This window comes from Pseudomonas sp. G2-4, from assembly GCF_030064125.1.
Taxonomy (GTDB): domain Bacteria; phylum Pseudomonadota; class Gammaproteobacteria; order Pseudomonadales; family Pseudomonadaceae; genus Aquipseudomonas.
On the sequence record NZ_CP125957.1, the window covers coordinates 5,918,906 to 5,936,937 of the forward strand.

Consider the following 18,032-nt stretch of genomic DNA (forward strand, 5'->3'; position numbering starts at 1 on the left):
AAGACGGTTGTATGGACCGACGTTAGGCTAAGTCGACTTTTCTTACAACTTGCGGTGCCCTATGCACATCTTCCGCCACCTCAAACGCATAGTGACCGACTGGTTCCTCTGCGGCATGTTGCTCGCCACATTGCTGGCGTATTTCTTTCCGACCTTTGGCGCCAGCGGCGGCGCCATGCACGCCGAGTGGGTCGTCAATATCGGCATCTTCGTGGTGTTCTTCCTGCACGGGGTCAACCTGTCCGGTGAGCAGATTCGCCACGGTCTGAAAAACACTCGGCTGCACATAATGGTGCAGGGCTTCACCTTCGGCGTGTTTCCGTTGCTCTGGTTGCTCAGCAACTGGCTACTGGGCAGCCATGTACCGTCGTTGCTGATGCTGGGGTTCTTTTACCTGTGCGCCCTGCCCTCGACTATTTCCTCCTCGGTGGCCCTCACCGGCAGCGCCGGCGGCAACGTGCCGGCGGCGATTCTGAACGCGAGCCTGTCCAGTGTGCTGGGGGTTGTCCTGACCCCCTTGCTGGTCAGTTTCGTAGTCGGCAGCGGCGCCGGGGGCATCGACCTGGGGTCAACCTTGCTCGACCTGTGCCTGATGTTGCTGCTGCCGCTGGTATTGGGGCAGTTTCTGCGGCGCTGGCTGGCGGGCTTTTTCGGCCGGTACAAGCGCTACACCAGCATCATCGACAAACTGGTGATCCTGCTGCTGGTCTACGCGGCGTTCTGCAACTCGATGGTGTCCGGGATCTGGCAGCAGCAAGGCCACGGCGTGCTGCTCAGCGCGGCGATTGGCAGTGCCGTGCTGCTGGCGGTCATCCTGTGGGCAACCACCCGCACGGCTCGGGCCCTGCAATTCAGCAGCGCCGACGAGGTCGCTGCGGTGTTCTGCGCCAGCAAGAAATCCCTCGCCGCCGGGGTGCCGATGGCCGCGTTGATTTTTGGCAATCACCCCGGCCTGGGCCTGATTCTGCTACCCATCATGATTTATCACCCTCTGCAGTTGATCGTCTGCTCGATCCTGGCCGAGCGTTACTCCAGCCACCATCGAGCGCTGGCCACTCAACAGAAAGAGGCGGTCCTCAACGCTCGATAATCACCGTCACGCCTTGGCCGGCGGCCGCACAGATCGAGATCAGCCCCCGGCCTCGTCCCGCAGCATCCAGCAACTTGGCCAGGTTGGCGACAATGCGCCCGCCCGTGGCCGCAAACGGGTGGCCGGCGGCCAGGGAACTGCCCTTCACGTTCAACCGGCTGCGGTCGATGGTGCCCAGCGGCGCGTCCAGCCCCAGGCGGGTCCTGCAGTAGTCAGGGTCTTCCCAGGCTTTCAGCGTGCACAGCACCTGGGCGGCGAACGCTTCATGGATCTCGTAGTAATCGAAGTCCTGCAAGGTCAGGCCGTTGCGCGCCAGCAGTCGCGGCACGGCGTAGACCGGCGCCATCAGCAACCCCTCGGCGCCATTGACGAAGTCCACCGCCGCCGTTTCACCGTCGCGCAGGTACGCCAGGATCGGCAGGCCACGGGCCTTGGCCCACTCTTCGCTGCCCAGCAACACCAACGAAGCGCCATCGGTCAGTGGTGTGGAGTTGCCGGCCGTCATGGTGCCCTTGGCGCTTTTTTCGAAGGCCGGTTTGAGGGACGCGAGTTTTTCCAGGGTCAGGTCCGGGCGCAGGTTGTTGTCCCGGGTCAGGCCGAGAAACGGCGTCATCAAATCGTTCTGCCAACCTTCGGCGTAGGACGCCGCCATTTTCTGATGACTTTCCAGGGCCAACTGATCCTGCTCTTCCCGGGGGATCTGCCAGGTCTGCGCCATCAACTCACAATGCTGGCCCATGTTCAGGCCGGTGCGCGGCTCATTGATGCGTGGCAGCTCGGGCATCAAGTGCTGGGGACGCAGTTGCAGGAACGTCTTGATCTTATCGGCGGTGGTCTTGGCGCGGTTGGCTTGCAGCAGAATCCTGCGCAGCCCTTCATTGACCGCAATCGGCGCGTCCGAGGTGGTATCAACTCCGCCGGCAATGCCGCTGTCGATCTGGCCCAGGGCGATCTTGTTGGCGACCAGCAACACGGTCTCCAGCCCCGTGCCGCAGGCCTGTTGCACGTCGTAGGCCGGCGTGGTTGGCGACAGCCGCGAGCCAAGCACGCATTCGCGTGTCAGGTTCATCTCCCGGGAGTGCTTGAGCACCGCACCGGCAGCCATCTCGCCGATGTGCAGGCCATGCAGGTTGTAGCGCTCGATCAGCCCTTCAAGGGCAGCCGTCAGCATCGCCTGGTTGCTGGCGGTGGCATAGGGCCCGTTGGAACGGGCGAAGGGGATGCGGTTACCGCCGATAATCGCGACGCGGCGTAGCTGTGTCATGAAGAACTCCCTGTGTATCCGGATGCGCCAAAGGTCCTGCGGGAACTCCGCTCCCGCTCAAGCTTAGGCTTTATCTCGCCGATCGAACGACTGATTGCCAATCATGGTCCACACTTGGAACCCCATCAGCCGGAGTGTGTTCCATGTCTGACCGTTATATCGACTTCGCCAATTCGGCCATTGGCCTGCGTCTGGTCGGGGCCCTGGGCCTTCCATCGCCGGTACGCCTGGAACGCTGGCAGGCCGGGCGGCTGCGGCCAATCGAGGGGGCGTTGCTGCTGGGCGGTGGGCCGCTGACCGAACAGATTGGCACGTTCGCCAAGCGTCTGACCGACGCCATTTTCGTCTACGGCGGCGAACCGACCCTGGCCACTGAGTGGATTCCCGGCCACGGTCCGAAAATCAAAGCCGTGGTGTACGACGCCAGCCATTTGGTGCAGGCCGATCTGCTCAAGCAGTTGCGGGAATTTTTCCAGCCACTGATGAAGAACCTCGACCACAACGCCCATGTCGTCATCCTTGGCCGCGCGCCGGAAAGCCTCGACGAGCCTTTTGCCGCCAGTGCCCAGCGGGCGCTGGAGGGTTTCAGCCGTTCCCTGGCCAAAGAGTTGCGCCATGGCGGGACGCTGCAACTGCTGTATGTCGGCGACGGCGCCGAAACGCAGCTGGAAGGCGCATTACGGTTTTTCCTCTCGCCCAAGAGCGCCTTCGTTTCCGGGCAGGTGATTCGCCTCAATACCTGCGACACCCAGGTTCAGGATTGGACCCGCCCGCTTACGGGGCTCAAGGCGCTGGTCACCGGCGCCGCCCGCGGCATCGGCGCCTCCATCGCCGAAACCCTGGCCCGTGACGGTGCCGACGTGATCCTGCTGGACGTCCCCCAGGCCAAGGCCGATCTCGACGCCTTGGCGGCACGCTTGAGTGGACGCAGCGTCACCCTGGACATCTGCGCCGAAGACGCCGCCGCACAGTTGATCGAGCACCTGCCCGATGGCATCGACATCGTGGTGCACAACGCCGGCATCACCCGGGACAAGACCCTTGCCAACATGACCCCGGAATTCTGGGACGCCGTGCTGGCGGTCAACCTCAACGCGCCACAAGTGCTGACCAAAGCCCTGCTGGACAGCGGCACCCTGCGGGACAATGGCCGGGTGATTCTGCTGGCGTCCATCAGTGGCATTGCCGGCAACCGCGGGCAGACCAACTACGCCGCGAGCAAGGCCGGGTTGATCGGCCTGGCCCAGGCCTGGGCGCCGACGCTGCAGCCACGGGGTATCAGCATTAACGCGGTGGCGCCGGGTTTCATTGAGACTCGCATGACAGCCGACATCCCCTTCGCCCTGCGCGAAGCCGGGCGGCGCATGAGTTCCCTGGGCCAGGGCGGCCTGCCCCAGGACGTCGCCGAAGCCGTGGCATGGCTTGCGCAGCCGGGCACCGGTGCGGTGACCGGACAGGCGCTGCGGGTGTGTGGGCAAAGCCTTTTGGGAGCATGACCATGACGATCCAATGGCACGAGGTAAGCGCCGCGCCGAGTATGTCCGGGCTCTACGCGAAAGCGGCGACACGCCGCAAGGTCACCGGCAAGACCTTGCCAGAGGACGGGTTGCGCCAGGTGATACAGGTCGATCAGCAACGCCTGGCGGCCTATCGCAAGGTTTGCGGTTTCGCTGAAAACGGGCTGCTGCCGCCGACCTACCCCCACGTACTGGCGTTCGCCCTGCAAATGCAATTGCTCACCGCCCGGGATTTTCCGTTCCCGCTGCTGGGGCTGATCCACTTGAGCAACCGTATCCGCGTGCTGCGGCCCATGGGCGGGGTCAGCCAGGTGCGGGCCAGCGTCAATGTCGAGAACCTGCAAGCCCACCCCAAGGGTGCGGTGTTCAATCTCGTGACCCGCCTCGATGATCAGTTGGGGCCATTGTGGGAGGCCGAGAGCCAGATGCTGTGCAGAGGCGTCCAGATTGATGGCGCGCTGGTGGAAGACCGGCCGGAAACCAGTCCGCCATTGATGGAGGTGGCGCACTGGCCGGCACCCGCCGACATTGGCCGGCAGTACGCCAAGGTGTCCGGCGACTACAACCCGATTCACCTGAGCGGCATCAGCGCCCGTTTGTTCGGCTTCCCCACCGCCATCGCCCACGGCCTGTGGAACAAGGCCAGAACCCTGGCGGCATTGGACGAGCACCTGCCCGATGCCAACCTCGAGATCGAGGTGACCTTCAAGAAGCCAGTGCGCTTGCCCAGTGAGGTGACCCTGCTGGCCAGCGCGGCGGGGTCCAGTGGGGATTTGCGATTGATGGGGGCTGGGGAACTGGAGCATATGGTGGGGAGCTGGGGGCCGGTGGCCTGAGCGATGACAGGGTTTATCCCAGAGGGAGCGAGCCTGCTCGCGAAAGCGGTGGGTCAGCTTGCATTGATGTCGGATGTATTGCCGTCATCGCGAGCAGGCTCGCTCCCACATTTGTTCTCGGGCGTTCACAGATTCTGTGTCCACCGCCAATCCTCTGTGGGAGCGAGCTTGCTCGCGAAAGCGGTGGGTCAGCTTGCATTGATGTCGGATGTACCGCCGTCATCGCGAGCAGGCTCGCTCCCACATTTTGTTCTCGGGTGTTCACAGATTCAGTGTCCACCGCCAATCCCCTGTGGGAGCGAGCTTGCTCGCGAAAGCGGTGGGTCAGCTTGCATTGATGTCGGATGTATTGCCGTCATCGCGAGCAAGCTCGCTCCCACATTTGTTCTCGGGTGTTCACAGATTCAGTGTCCACCGCCAATCCCCCTGTGGGAGCGAGCCTGCTCGCGAAAGCGGTGGGTCAGCTTGCATTGATGTCGGATGTATTGCCGTCATCGCGAGCAAGCTCGCTCCCACATTGGTTCTCGGGTGTTCACAGATTCAGTGTCCACCGCCAATCCCCCTGTGGGAGCGAGCCTGCTCGCGAAAGCGGTGGGTCAGCTTGCATTGATGTCGGATGTACCGCCGTCATCGCGGGCAAGCTCGCTCCCACATTGGTTCTCGGGCGTTCACAGATTCTGTGTCCACCGCCAATCCCCTGTGGGAGCGAGCCTGCTCGCGAAAGCAGTGGGTCAGCTTGCATTGATGTCGGATGTACCGCCGTCATCGCGAGCAAGCTCCCACATTGGTTCTCGGGCGTTCACAGATTCTGTGTCCACCGCCAATCCTCTGTGGGAGCGAGCTTGCTCGCGAAAGCGGTGGGTCAGCTTGCATTGATGTCGGATGTATTGCCGTCATCGCGAGCAGGCTCGCTCCCACATTTGTTCTCGGGCGTTCACAGATTCAGTGTCCACCGCCAATCCCCTGTGGGAGCGAGCCTGCTCGCGAAAGCGGTGGGTCAGCTTGCATTGATGTCGGATGTATTGCCGTCATCGCGAGCAGGCTCGCTCCCACATTGGTTCTCGGGTGTTCACAGATTCTGTGTCCACCGTCAATCCGCCGCGGGCTTGGCTAGCGCGGCGGGTAGTTGGACAAGATCCGCCCCACCGTCTCACGCAGCGCAAGGCTGCGGTCAGTTGGATTCGGCGAATTGCTGAGCATTCGCTCATCACTGCCACGCCACACCAGCTTCCCGTCCTTGCCATCGAGCAGGTCGATCTGCACCGTGGCGACTTTGTAGCTGATGTTACGGGTTTCGTTGTACATCGGACCGCCCCAATAACCGTTCCAAGGGCCGCCCCAACCGCCACCGTAATTAGTCGTGACCTGTTGTTGACGATCCTCGACGATCAAATAGGCCTGGACCTGCACGTCGCCGCGCCCGCCAGCCGACGCCTGGCGCAAGCCGCGTTGGTCGAGTTGATCGGCAACGGCCTGGCGAATCCGCTGTTCCGTCAGGTCGCTCTTGATTCGGGGGTCATCGGGGCGATATTGCAGCGCAGGTTCTTTCCAGCTCCAGCTGCGATACGCCGCGAAATCACGGTTGGGGTCGAAGTCGTGGTTGACCTGATTGGAGGCGCAGGCGCTGAGCAGCAGGGCAAAGGCCAGTAGAGCAAGACGGCGAAACATGGTTTTTCTCCGTTGCGTAATCAACTTGGCGGATAAGCCGACATGGCTTTTTCCACCGCTTCGCGAATGGCGTCGGTGCGCTCGCTCTGGCTGCCACGCTGGCCGGTCTCGGCACTGGCGCTCCACACCGGCTGACCATTGCGCGCATCGAATAGATTTACCCGCACCACCACGACCTGCTCCTGATACGTGCGCACCATCGGCACCGTGTGATACGCCCCATAGCCAGGCCCGTAACGGTCATAACGGTTATAACCGCCGTAGTAACCCGTATCGTAGTCATCGCGAACCTGACGCACGCGGGTCTCCAGGCGTAAATCGGCGCTGACGAACAGGTCGGCCGGCCGGTTGTCATGCAGCGGGCGCAGGCCTCGCTGGTCCAGGGCATTGCTCACCGCCTCGGCCACCTGGGCCGAGTCCGCCCAGGCAGTGCCCGGTGGCAGTTGCCCATTGAGCCAGGCCCAACTGCGATAGCGCCCGTAGTCACGGGACGGTGCGGGGTAAGCGCTGCGATCGAACACCGTGGCAGCTTCGGGCGGTGCCGGCGGCAGCGGATTGGAAGTGGCGACATACGGGTTGCTGCCCTGGCAAGCCGCCAGTCCCAGGCACAGCATCAACACCCCTGAACGACCTTTCATTTCGCTCTCCGCTCACACTGGACGGCAGATCCAGTGCAGATAACGTCCCAACCCGGCAAACGCCGGATGACGACGGTGGGCCAGTTCCATTTCCAGCAACTGTGCAAGCTCCACGCGAGCCTGGAACTCCACCGGCATGTAGTCATGGAAAACCCGCACGCCACTCTGGCTTTCGACCTGCCACAAGCCGTCAAGTTGCGCCGCCAATTCCCGCGGATCAAGGGGCTGTTGCGGCGTCAGGCTCTGTTTTTCACCGGCCATGTCATTTTTGCGCAACTTACGGAAATGCCCCTTGAGCAGGTTGCGGTAAACCAGCGCGTCGCGGTTGTAGAACGCCAGGGACAACCAGCCACCGGGGACCGTGAGTTGATGCAGCACCGGCAGGATCGCGTGGGGCTCGGCCAGCCACTCCAGCACCGCATGACACAGCACCAGGTCGTAAGGCTCCGTGAGCTGGCCGAGCAGGTCCTGCCACGGCGCCTGGATGAACGTGGCGCGCTGGCCCGCATCGGCAAAACGTTGGCGTGCGCCTTCGAGCATGGGCTCGGCTGGCTCGGCCAAGGTCACCTGGTGACCGCGTTCGGCCAGCCACAACGACATGTGACCCAGGCCGGCGCCGATGTCCAGCACCCGTAATGGCCGCTGCGGCAAGGTTTCCAGCAGATCGGCCTGAAGCACCGCCAGGCGGATCGCGCCCTTGGCCCCACCGTAGATTTTCTCGGCAAACCGGGTGGCGAGCTGATCGAAATGACGGTCACTCATTGGCCGAACCGCCGCTCGCTGTCCGCCAGTTTGCTGCGCACCACGGCGTCCATGTCCAGCCCCAGCTCGCTGCACATCAGCAGCAGGTACAACACGATGTCACCGACCTCCTGCCCGGCGTGAGCGAGTTTGTCCGCTGGCAGCTGGCGCGACTGGTCCTCGGTCAGCCACTGGAAAATCTCCACCAGTTCAGCCATCTCCACGCTGGCGGCCATGGCGAGGTTTTTTGGGCTGTGAAATTGCCGCCAGTCGTTACGGTCACGAATGGCATGCAGGCGTTCGGTCAGTTCAACAAGGTTCATCGGGCTCTCCTGAATGCCCATAGCTTCCGGGGGATGACGGGGGAAGGCAAGAGTCTCGGTACGAAGCGGCGGTTTGCTCCATAATCGAACGATCTCAGTCGCCACAGCTCCTACAATCAGGAGCCACCGGCTCAACGTAGATTCCCTCCCATCAGGATGCACATATGCAGGTAGAAAGCTTTTTCGAATGGCTCGGCCAGGCGCTTGGTTCGGTAATCCGTTTCATCGTCGACCTGCTCAGCGGCCTGTTCAACACCCTGGCCAATGCCGGCGGCAACTTCGTCGATGGCCTGTCGCGCACCCTGGGCATGGACGCCTCGATCATCAGCATTCTCGCGCTGATCCTCGGGCTGATGTTGCTGTACTCGGCAATCCGCGCCTTCATGCGGGCGTCGATCGTCATGGGCATTATCTGGTTGGTGCTGGGGTTGTGGGTGTTGAGTTGGATTATTCACTAGCCCCGAAGAAACCGCGCCGAACACACACCCGTGGCGAGGGAGCTTGCTCCCGCTGGGTGGCGAAGCCGCCCCAAATGAGCTGACGCGGTCTTTCAGGCACACCGCGCCAGCCGGTTTTACGACTGCTTCGCAGCCGAGCGGGAGCAAGCTCCCTCGCCACAACAGCACCGCGTTTATCCCATTCGCTTCGGCGTAGGACCAAGCTACGTCGCCTTGCGCCGTTGCCTACAACTACGCCAGAATCCGCCGGCTTGTGCGCCTTGGGGTCGGGCTTTATCGTTTCTCGGTCGCTGACAAATCAGCGATCGGGTTTAGCGATCCGACTCAACACAGACGCAACAATCCCCAGTCTCGATTGCCGATCTTATACGTCTGCAATTTGCGTAATGGTGGCTGTGCGCGGGAGACCTTCTGGTCTACCCGGGGTTTCTGTGACCCGGATCGCTAACCCGCGTACAGCCGCCACCTTTACTTGTTTAGCGATAGGTCGTGGTGGCTCAACCAATCACGGAGATTCACCATGTTCAAAGTAACCCCCAACCCACCGTCCAACGATCAGCCATCCCCCGGCAAACCCCTCGATTCAAAAGCCTTCGACAAAGCCACCGAACGCGCTCTCGATTACTACCTCAAGCCCAAACCGTCCAAATCCGAGGCGGATCCCAGCCAGATCTTCGCCGTCGTCAACGGTGTCGACACCGAATGCCTACTCGCCAACCTCAGCGAAACCCTGGCTTCGGCCAATGCCATGGTCAGCGACCTGGCGTTCGAGCTGGACGGTGCCAGGCGGCACGTGGCCCTGGGTATCCAGCAATTGATCGAACTGAGCGGCCTACTGGCGAACCGAGCGCTGGATAACGTCGACCCGCGCTAGCCGCCACAACACAAAACCCTGTGGCGAGGGAGCTTGCTCCCGCTGGGTGGCGAAGCCGCCCCAAATGAGCTGACGCGGTCTTTCAGGCACACCGCGCCAGCCGGCTTTACGACTGCTTCGCAGCCGAGCGGGAGCAAGCTCCCTCGCCACAATGACTCCGAAGTCACTTTGGAGAATTGTGTGTTCCCTTCCGCGCCGGGCACGATCAATTCAGGAACCCGCTACAATCGCGCTCCATCAAGGAGCCCGCATGTCCCACCTGATCACCGACTGGCGCGACCGTCTCACCCATCGCAGGGTCTGGGCGTTGGCTGCGCCGATGATTCTGTCGAACATTTCCGTGCCGCTGGTGGCGTTGGTGGACAGCACCGTCATCGGCCATTTGCCCCATGCCCATCAGTTGGGCGCGGTGGCGGTCGGGGCGAGTTTGTATACGGTGTTGGCGTGGGCCATGGGTTTTTTGCGCATGGGCTCCACCGGGTTCGCTGCCCAGGCCGCAGGGCGTGGGGATGGAGCGGCGCTGCGGCAGGTGTTGGTGCAAGGCCTGCTGCTGGCGATGGGCTTGGCGGTGGTGCTGGGTGCCGTCGGTGTGCCGTTGAGTGGCGTGGCTTTGCACTTCATGCAGCCGTCCGCCGAGCTCAACCAGTTGACCCAGGATTTCTTTCACACCCGGCTCTTCGGCCTGCCGGCGGCACTGGCCAGTTACGCGCTGGTGGGCTGGTTCCTCGGTGCCCAGAATGCCCGGGCGCCGTTGGCGATCCTGCTGGTGACCAACCTGGTCAACATCGCCCTCAACCTGTGGTTCGTGATCGGCCTGGATTGGGGCGTGACCGGTTCGGCCCGGGCGTCGGTGATCGCCGAGTGGACGGGTGCGCTGGTCGGTCTGGCCTTGGCTCGCCACACGCTGCGCGCCTGGCCGGGGCAGATTGCCTGGGCCGCCCTGGGCGTGTGGCAGAGTTGGCGTCCGCTGCTGGCGGTGAACCGCGACATCTTCATCCGCAGCCTGGTGCTGCAAGCAGTGTTTTTCCTGATCACGGTGCAAGGCGCGCGTCTGGGGGATGCGACCGTGGCCGCCAATGCCCTGCTGCTCAATGGCCTGCTGCTGACCGCCCACGCCCTGGATGGCTTGGCCCATGCCGTCGAAGCGCTGTGTGGTCACGCCATCGGCGCCCGCAACCGCCTGGCCCTGCGTCGCTCGCTGGTGGTGGCCGGTGGTTGGTCACTGATCGCAAGCGTCGGCTTTGCCCTGCTGTTTCTGCTCGCCGGGCACCTGTTCATCGCGATGCAAACCAACATTCCCGAGGTGCGCGACACCGCTGATCGCTACCTGCCTTACCTGGCGACCCTGCCGCTGATTGCGGTCTGGAGCTATCTGCTCGATGGCCTGTTCATCGGCGCCACCCGCGCCCGAGAAATGCGCAACGGCATGCTGCTGACCCTGTTGTTGACGTTGCCGATCGCCTGGGCGCTCCAAGGGTTGGGTAACCACGGGTTGTGGATCACTTTCCTGCTGTTCATGGCCTTGCGCAGCCTGACCCTGGGCGCTATCGCCTGGCATTTGCAGCGGCGCGACGGCTGGCTCGCCGCCCGCGTCCAATAGCCTTTCAATCCGGGTTTTCTTGCCACAGCTTGCGCAGATGATCGAGCCGCTCACGCTGCGAACCGCCCATCAGCCTCGGCACTGGCTGGGCGTTGGGGTGCTGCAGGCGTAACCACAACCAGTCGTCGAGCACCGCTCGCTCGGTAAACCCCAGCGCCAGCCCCTGCTGCAAATCTCCCCAGAGCAAGCGGTAATCCCGCCCGGTGGAACGAGACCATTGCCAGGCATGCTGCTCAAGCAAACAGCGCTGCAACTGGCGCTGTTGCCGGTCGCTGAGACTGTGCTCTTTCTCCAGCGCCGCCACCGACAGTCCCGGGTTGGACAGTTGTTGCCAACCCTGGCTGCCGATCGCCCGGTCGGCCCAAGTGCCACCGAACCAGCGCAACAGGCTGATTGGGCCCAGCCAGCAACTGAGTTCCTGAGGGTCGCAGCCGTCGAAGAAATAGCTGGCGGTGTGCGGGTTGTAGTAGCTCAACAAGGCTTTGTGATGCAGGCCCAGCGTCACCGTGAGCATGCGACGCAGATGCTCCAGCAGTTGCGCGGCTGGCGCCGGGCTTACCACTAGCAACCCCGGCCAGGAACGCGCATCCAGGTGACAGAGGCTGGCCAGCGCTGGCGATTGCCGCAGGTCCATCAGCAGCGGACTGTGCTCCCGAAGCCCGTGCAACTCGGTACCCTCGAACAAGACAAAACGCCGGACCTCGGTGAATTGCTCTTGCACAAGCCGCGTCGCCTCGGGTGCGCCCGGTACGTCGAGCAGCAGCCAATGCGACGATGGCCCAGACCGGGCGGCAGCGCTCATGGAGCAACGTCCGAGCCGAGCCGCGTGAGCAGGCGGCAGGTGCACACCGGCTGAGCACAGGGACTGAAGCTCCCACCGCCGGGTAGCAGGCACAACAACACCAGCGGCTCGGCATTCAGGATCGCAGACACTAGGACCGGGTCGGGTGCGGATGGACAGCGTTCGTCCTGGGCGGTCACGCTTGCGCAGGACTCATCCAGCAAATCCGAGGATGCAGGCCCGTCGAGGAACGCGCTGATCAACGGCCGATCCGGGTCACCCTCGATAAAACTCACCAACACCTCGGTACCGTCACGCAAGCCACCCGCCCCAACAACGGCCAGCTCCGGCGCCAATGGCAACCAACAATGACTGGGGCTGGCCCCTTCCCCCTGATAAACCCAGTCGAACTGCACCGCCACGCGCCCCGCTCTCTGCACCGCCGGTTCATCCACCGCCACCACCCAACCGCGCTGCCGGCTCACCATGCGCGGCTTGGCGGGAACCCGGGACGCCATGAACGGAACGCCCCAGGGGATGGCCTTGAAATGATTGTCATACCCGCCCGCTTGTCCGCGATGTTCGACCTTCGTCAACAACCAGCGCTGATTCCAGCCTTCAAAAGGATGGGCCGTCAGTGATAACACCCGACCAGAATGCAAGTGCATCAGATGGCTGCGGCCCTGGGCAATCTGCTCCCCCAACACATCGGTCTGCACGCTGAAGGTCCGCACCGCAGTGGCCTGCCTGTCGCCCTCATAAATTGCCTCGCCAGCAGGGGGGAAACTGCCCGCATTGTCCGCGAACACCAGGCAATGCCCGTCCCGGGCGTGTTCGAAATGGAAATGAATGCCCGCCTCGGCGCACACGCGCTGAAGAAACTGCAGGTCCGACTCCCGGTACTGGGTACAGAAATCCCGTAGCGGATAATCACCGTTCAAGTCCAGGCAAAGGCTGCGCCCGCTGATGCCATGGGCCTTGAGCACCTGGCGAATAATCTGTGGCACCGAGCGGGCACTGAACACCCGTTGACTGAAGCGCTGCGCCAGGCAAGCCAGCCTCGGCCCGATGCGCACGCGACAGCCGACACCATGACGGTGCTGGACCAGCTCATGAAGCTGCCCATGAACACCCCGGCCCGAGGCCCCGAAACTCAACCAGACGCTGCGGTACAGCAGGCCCGCCAAGTCCAGTGTCGCGTCGCTGTTCAACAGTTCCACCTCATAGATGAAGGGCTCGCTGATGGCTTCGCTACCCGTGAAGGCCACGACGACAAAGGGTTCGGGCAGACCGGCTATCTCCAGACGAAAGGCTTGCTCGCTGGCTGGATCGGACATCGGCGTTTCTCTACAGGAGGGGCGGCCGGGGATTCTCGCTGAGAGCCATGGCCGAGTAGAGAGCCCAAGTACAAGTTAGGAAAGGGACTACACGAAATAAGGACGTCGCCGGTTAAATGCACCAAGGTACGGAAATAACGGAGGCATAAACAAAAACACCCTCCAGGACTGTCCGAAAAAACCCACGGCATGCGGTGTAGTTTCTGACAGCCCTGAAGGGCGGTGTTAATCAGCCGAAGGGGTGAAGCAGACGCGGTCCCGTGGCGAGGGAGCTTGCTCCCGCTTGAGTGCGAAGCGCTCACAAAGAGGGGCTGCTACGCAGCCCAGCGGGAGCAAGCTCCCTCGCCACAGGGTATGTGCCCGACTCTGAGCGGGCATTACCTCATCAAGAAGACAGATAGGACGAACGGGTCAACCCCAGGCGCAACGCATCCAGGAACTGGGTACGCTCGGCGGCGCTGATGCGGGCGCTGGCGCACTTGTCGCGGTAGTGAGTCATCAACTCCTCCGGCGACAGGTGCACGTAGCGCAGCATGTCTTCGATGGTGTCGTGGGTCTCGATACCGGCGTGGTACACGCTGCCGTCGGCGTTCTGGTAGATGTTCACCGAATCGGTGTCACCGAACAGGTTGTGCATGTCGCCGAGGATTTCCTGGTAGGCCCCCACCAGGAAGATGCCCAACAGATAGTCTTCACCGGGATTGAGGGAATGGACCGGCAGGCTGGTCTCGATGCTCTGCTCGTCGACGTACTGCTTGATCTTGCCGTCGGAGTCACAGGTCAGGTCTTGCAGCACGGCACGGCGCAGCGGCTCTTCGTCCAGGCGATGCAACGGCAGGATCGGCAGCACCTGGCCGATGGCCCAGGTATCCGGCAGGCTCTGGAACACCGAGAAGTTGCAGATGTACTTGTCGGCGAGCTTGTCGTTGAGTTCATCGAGCACCTGGCGATGGGAACGCTGGCGGGCCTTCAACGAATTGTGCAGGCGCCGGCACACGGCGAAGTAGCACTGCTCGGCCAGGGCTTTTTCCGCCAGGGTCAGCTTGCCATCGGCGTACTGGGTGGCCACGTCGCTCATGTAGTGAGTGGCGCGCCAGTAGGTCTCGGTGACCATTTCGATATCGGTCGGGCCCAGCAGGTCAACCAGCCATTGCACGGTTTCCGGCAGTTCCTGCTTGTTGTCGATCACCGGCACGTCGTCGTGGTGTTTCTCGACGTCGGTCACCTGCACGACCAACATGGCGTGGTGGGCGGTCAGCGAGCGGCCGCTTTCAGAGAAGATGTGCGGATGCGGTAGGCTCTGGGCATCGCAGAACTCCTTGAGCATACCGACCACGACACCGGCGTAATCGTCCATGTCGTAGTTGATCGAGCTGGCATTGCGCGAATGCGTGCCGTCGTAGTCCACGCCCAGGCCACCGCCGACGTCAATGTGATCCACCGGCAGACCGAGGTTACGCAGTTCGCCGTAGTAACGGATCGCTTCCTTGAAGCCGTGCTGGTAGTCCGCCAGGTTGGCGATCTGCGAGCCCATGTGGAAGTGCAGCAGGCGGATGCCTTGGTCCAGGCCGGCGGCGCGGAAGCGCTCGACCACCGACAGCAGCTGCGCGGCAGACAAACCGAACTTGGACTTCTCGCCACCGGTGTCGGCCCACTTGCTCGACGCCAGGGACGACAGGCGCACCCGCAGGCCGACCTGTGGCTTGACCTTCAGAGCGGCGGCTTCTTCGATCACCAGGCCCACTTCGGACTCTTTCTCGATCACGATGAACACGTTGTGACCCAGCTTCTGGCCCATCAGCGCCAGGCGGATGAACTCGCGGTCCTTGTAGCCGTTGCAGACGATGGTGCCGCCCTTCGGCGCCAGGGCCAGCACGGCCAACAGCTCGGGCTTGGAACCGGCTTCCAGGCCGATGGAGACGTTCTGGGTGGCGATAATGTTTTCGATCACCGCTTCCTGCTGGTTAACCTTGATCGGATAGAGCGCGGTGTACTGGCTCTGGTATTCCAGACGCGCGATGTTGCTGTCGAACGCACCGGTGAGCTGGCGCACACGGTCTTGCAGGATGTCGGGAAAGCGCACCAGCAAGGGCAACGACAGGCCACTCTGACGCAACTGGTCGACTTGTTCGAACAGGTCGATGGGCGAACTGTCGGGTCCGTTCGGACGAACTTCGACGCGACCGGCGTCATTGATCGCGAAATACCCGGCCCCCCAATGGCGAATCCCGTAAACACTGCGGCTGTCCGCAACTGTCCATTGGCTGCCATCGTCTTTGCGTGTGCGTCGTACGGACATCGAAGTCCCCTATAAAGAAGTCAAAAAGCGCCATCCGGTCGGAGGCTGGCGCAGTCTAAAGAGTGAAAATGACGAATTGTCTGTCAGCAGGGTAGACCCTGCTCGCAGCGCTGAGTTTAGAAACCCGTTCAGAACAGGCTCTGTGAAAACCATGTGGGCGACCTCGAACGCGGGGTTCGGATCAAGCCGAGGGTGGTTTTCACAGAGGCTGCTAGCCGCCGGATTTTTTGGCCTTGAAGCCGTGTTTGGTCAGTTCCGCCAGCAACAGCTCGACGTGATCGCCCTGGATCTCGATGATGCCGTCTTTCAACGCACCACCGGTGCCACAGCGTTTTTTCAACGTGGTAGCCAGTTCCTTGAGCGCATCTTCGGCCAACGGCACGCCGGTGATCGTGGTCACCGTCTTGCCGCCGCGGCCTTTGCTTTCACGGCGCACACGAGCGATTCCGTCCCCTTCGGGGATGGCAGTCTGTTTGCAGATGCAGGCATCCACCGGTTGACGGCAATCAGGGCAATGACGACCGGCGTCGGTAGAAAATACCAGGCCGCCCAGGGCGGCGAAGGATGCGGCTTTTTTGGCCACCGGCAATCCTCTTGGGAGGACAAAGACTGATCGAGGGGAGAAAGTACCTCGACCGCGAAGCCCCACTCAGGCAGGGGCAGCGCTACTGGACCGCAGACGCCGGTTCAGCTTGAAAAGTCGCGCAGTGTAACGGCAAAAAGCCGACTTGCTAAGGGCCTATCGGCGCCAATTTATAGCTTCTTTGCGACGCCATCGCCATGGCTGCGCAAATAGCGCTCAAGCGCCGCCAGAGAGTCCGGGCAGTAAGGCTTGCGCTGGATTTCATCGAGCACCTGTTCGATGGGCAAAAAGCGCGCCTCGAGGACCTCCTCGGGTTGCAGGACCAGCGGCCCGTCCCACACCGCCGAGAAGGCCGAGCACCACAGGCGACTGCCGGGGTCTTCGAAATAAAAATGGTCGTGGGCCGTCAGTTCGACACCGCTCACACCCAACTCTTCGGCCAACTCACGGGCGGCGGATTCGGCGTAGGTCTCATCCGCCTGCACCATGCCGCCCGCCGCCACGTCCCAGAACCCCGGGTAGATCGCCTTGCTCAGGGTACGCCGATGCACACACAGTTCACCGGCCGAGTTGAACAGCATGATGTAGGTGCCGCGTCCGATCAGGCCACGCTCACGCAGATCGGAACGTACCAGGCTGCCGAGCAGATTGTCGTGCTCATCGACCCAAGCGATCAGCTCGGCATCCGAGGCCACTCGGTGAGCGACCTCCCGGGGACTTTCGCTCATGAATCAACCTTGGTTCAGCAATTGCCGCAAATCGATCACCGCCGCGTTAGCGCGGGAGATGTAGTTGGCCATTACCAGCGAGTGGTTAGCCAATACACCGAAGCCGCTGCCATTGAGAATCATCGGGCTCCAGACGGGCTCCTGGGAGGCCTCCAGCTCACGAATGATCTGACGCACGCTGACCGTGGCGTTCTTTTTCGCCAGCACATCGGCGAAGTCCACTTCGATGGCGCGCAGCAGGTGCGACAAAGCCCAGGCTTGGCCCCGTGCCTCATAGAAGACGTTATCGATTTGCATCCATGGTGTCTCGACCACCTCTTCATCCACCTGTGGCACCTGGCCTGGCGCCGGGACTTCGGTTTTCAGCGAGGTGTTGAGCTTGACCCGGCCGACACTGGCCGACAGGCGCTGGGACAGCGAACCCAGGCGAGTGCCGACATCGCCCAGCCAGTTGTTCAGGTTATCGGCGCGGGCGTAGAACAGCGCGCTTTTCTGGGCCGGGTCGGACAGGCGCGCCTGATAGCGGCTCAGGGAATTGATGCCTTCCTGGTATTCCGACTCACTGGAAGGCAATACCCAGCTGCGGTTGTCGAAGTTGAAGCGCGGCTCGGCCTTGGCCAGGTCGGCATCTTCGGCGGACTGGGACTGGGAGCGGGCGAAGTCCTTGCGCAAGGCGCGGCTCAGGTCGCGGACCTGCACCAGCACGCCATATTCCCAGCTTGGCATGTTGTCCATCCACAGGCCTGGCGGGAAGCGATCATTGGAAATGTAACCGCCGGGCTTGGTCAACAATGTCCCGGCCACAGTCTTGAGGGTCTCGACGGTGGTATAGCCCACCACCATTTGCCGGCCGTCCTTCTCGGCTGCCGCCTGGGCATTCTGCTGCACGGGGAACAGCGCGGGTTCCTGGCTCCAGTACCAGCCGACGGCAATGGTCACCAGCAGGTACAGGCCGACCAGCGTGGCCAGTGCCCGGCTGAAAAACAGCCCACCCAGGTAGCTGCGGGAGGCCGATTTCGGTTCGGCGGCACGTTCAGGCGCGCTGCCCGCGCGGTTTTTCCAGTCCAGCATGGCGATGTCCCTTCAATCACTTGAGTTCACGGTTCGACCACAACCCTACGCCATCGTGCCTGATTTGAAACGCGATAATGCGGCGCAAATCATGCCGGCCACGACAGGGCAATCGATCCGCCACTATAAAGGAAGCGTGGCCATCGGCCTACGGAACTGACCGGTCACAAACTGAATCTCGCGCCCAGACATAATATTGACGTATGACATATATGGCTTAGGGA

Annotated in this window: 17 protein-coding genes; 6 read left to right on the forward strand and 11 right to left on the reverse strand. The window is 62.4% G+C overall.

The features are described from left to right. The first annotated feature begins 61 nt into the window (after window positions 1-61). Window positions 62-1,090, forward strand: coding sequence for a bile acid:sodium symporter family protein (locus tag QNH97_RS26045; protein WP_283554505.1), 1,029 nt, complete (start codon window positions 62-64; stop codon window positions 1,088-1,090). Here the strand turns inward: QNH97_RS26045 and QNH97_RS26050 are convergent. Then, window positions 1,077-2,354 carry an acetyl-CoA C-acetyltransferase gene (locus QNH97_RS26050; RefSeq protein ID WP_283554506.1) on the reverse strand — a complete coding sequence of 426 codons (1,278 nt, stop codon included), beginning with the start codon at window positions 2,352-2,354 and terminating at the stop codon, window positions 1,077-1,079. The two genes, QNH97_RS26045 and QNH97_RS26050, sit on opposite strands and share 14 nt — an antisense overlap. Window positions 2,355-2,497: 143 nt before the next feature. Here QNH97_RS26050 and QNH97_RS26055 point away from each other — a divergent pair, with 143 nt between their 5' ends. Together QNH97_RS26055 and QNH97_RS26060 are read left to right on the forward strand one after the other, a co-directional pair. Then, on the forward strand, window positions 2,498-3,850 hold the full coding sequence (locus QNH97_RS26055; RefSeq protein ID WP_283554507.1) for a 3-oxoacyl-ACP reductase: 1,353 nt from the start codon (window positions 2,498-2,500) through the stop codon (window positions 3,848-3,850). Window positions 3,851-3,852: 2 nt separating this feature from the next. After that, window positions 3,853-4,707 carry a MaoC family dehydratase gene (locus QNH97_RS26060; protein WP_283554508.1) on the forward strand — a complete coding sequence of 285 codons (855 nt, stop codon included), beginning with the start codon at window positions 3,853-3,855 and terminating at the stop codon, window positions 4,705-4,707. 1,110 nt (window positions 4,708-5,817) lie between these two features. Here QNH97_RS26060 and QNH97_RS26065 read toward each other — a convergent pair. From QNH97_RS26065 to QNH97_RS26080, 4 genes are read right to left on the reverse strand one after another with little or no spacing between them, the layout of a single operon-like run. After that, window positions 5,818-6,375 (reverse strand): DUF4136 domain-containing protein, encoded by a 558-nt coding sequence (locus tag QNH97_RS26065; protein WP_283554509.1) that lies wholly within the window; start codon window positions 6,373-6,375, stop codon window positions 5,818-5,820. A gap of 20 nt (window positions 6,376-6,395) precedes the next feature. Then, window positions 6,396-7,013, reverse strand: a complete 618-nt coding sequence (locus QNH97_RS26070; protein WP_283554510.1) for a DUF4136 domain-containing protein — start codon at window positions 7,011-7,013, stop codon at window positions 6,396-6,398. 12 nt (window positions 7,014-7,025) lie between these two features. Continuing rightward, window positions 7,026-7,775, reverse strand: coding sequence for a methyltransferase (locus tag QNH97_RS26075; RefSeq protein ID WP_283554511.1), 750 nt, complete (start codon window positions 7,773-7,775; stop codon window positions 7,026-7,028). After that, complete coding sequence (locus tag QNH97_RS26080; RefSeq protein ID WP_283554512.1) at window positions 7,772-8,077, reverse strand: nucleotide pyrophosphohydrolase; 306 nt, start codon at window positions 8,075-8,077, stop codon at window positions 7,772-7,774. Before QNH97_RS26080 ends, QNH97_RS26075 begins: the two co-directional genes overlap by 4 nt. Before the next feature lie 164 nt (window positions 8,078-8,241). Between QNH97_RS26080 and QNH97_RS26085 the strand changes: the two genes are divergently transcribed. From QNH97_RS26085 to QNH97_RS26095, 3 genes are all read left to right on the forward strand, one after another. After that, on the forward strand, window positions 8,242-8,535 hold the full coding sequence (locus QNH97_RS26085) for a hypothetical protein (RefSeq protein WP_123345032.1): 294 nt from the start codon (window positions 8,242-8,244) through the stop codon (window positions 8,533-8,535). Between the two features lie 520 nt (window positions 8,536-9,055). Continuing rightward, window positions 9,056-9,409: a DUF6124 family protein gene (locus QNH97_RS26090; protein ID WP_283554513.1), complete on the forward strand. Its 354-nt coding sequence runs from the start codon at window positions 9,056-9,058 to the stop codon at window positions 9,407-9,409. A gap of 250 nt (window positions 9,410-9,659) precedes the next feature. After that, a complete protein-coding gene (locus tag QNH97_RS26095) occupies window positions 9,660-11,009 on the forward strand; it encodes an MATE family efflux transporter (protein WP_283554514.1) in 1,350 nt (449 codons plus the stop codon). A gap of 4 nt (window positions 11,010-11,013) precedes the next feature. Here the strand turns inward: QNH97_RS26095 and QNH97_RS26100 are convergent, their stop codons facing one another. From QNH97_RS26100 to QNH97_RS26125, 6 genes are all read right to left on the reverse strand, one after another. Next, on the reverse strand, window positions 11,014-11,811 hold the full coding sequence (locus QNH97_RS26100; protein ID WP_283554515.1) for a DUF4123 domain-containing protein: 798 nt from the start codon (window positions 11,809-11,811) through the stop codon (window positions 11,014-11,016). Continuing rightward, entirely contained in the window at window positions 11,808-13,127 is a 1,320-nt protein-coding gene (locus tag QNH97_RS26105) for a type VI secretion system Vgr family protein (RefSeq protein WP_283554516.1), read from the reverse strand. Before QNH97_RS26105 ends, QNH97_RS26100 begins: the two co-directional genes overlap by 4 nt. 385 nt (window positions 13,128-13,512) lie before the next feature. Next, window positions 13,513-15,426 (reverse strand): arginine decarboxylase, encoded by a 1,914-nt coding sequence (gene speA, locus QNH97_RS26110; protein ID WP_283554517.1) that lies wholly within the window; start codon window positions 15,424-15,426, stop codon window positions 13,513-13,515. 211 nt (window positions 15,427-15,637) lie between these two features. Next, entirely contained in the window at window positions 15,638-16,009 is a 372-nt protein-coding gene (locus tag QNH97_RS26115) for a translation initiation factor Sui1 (RefSeq protein WP_025211628.1), read from the reverse strand. Window positions 16,010-16,179: 170 nt separating this feature from the next. Continuing rightward, a complete protein-coding gene (locus QNH97_RS26120; RefSeq protein WP_283554518.1) occupies window positions 16,180-16,737 on the reverse strand; it encodes an NUDIX hydrolase in 558 nt (185 codons plus the stop codon). Window positions 16,738-16,740: 3 nt separating this feature from the next. Next, a complete protein-coding gene (locus QNH97_RS26125) occupies window positions 16,741-17,808 on the reverse strand; it encodes a DUF2333 family protein (protein ID WP_283554519.1) in 1,068 nt (355 codons plus the stop codon). Between the last annotated feature and the right edge of the window lie 224 nt (window positions 17,809-18,032).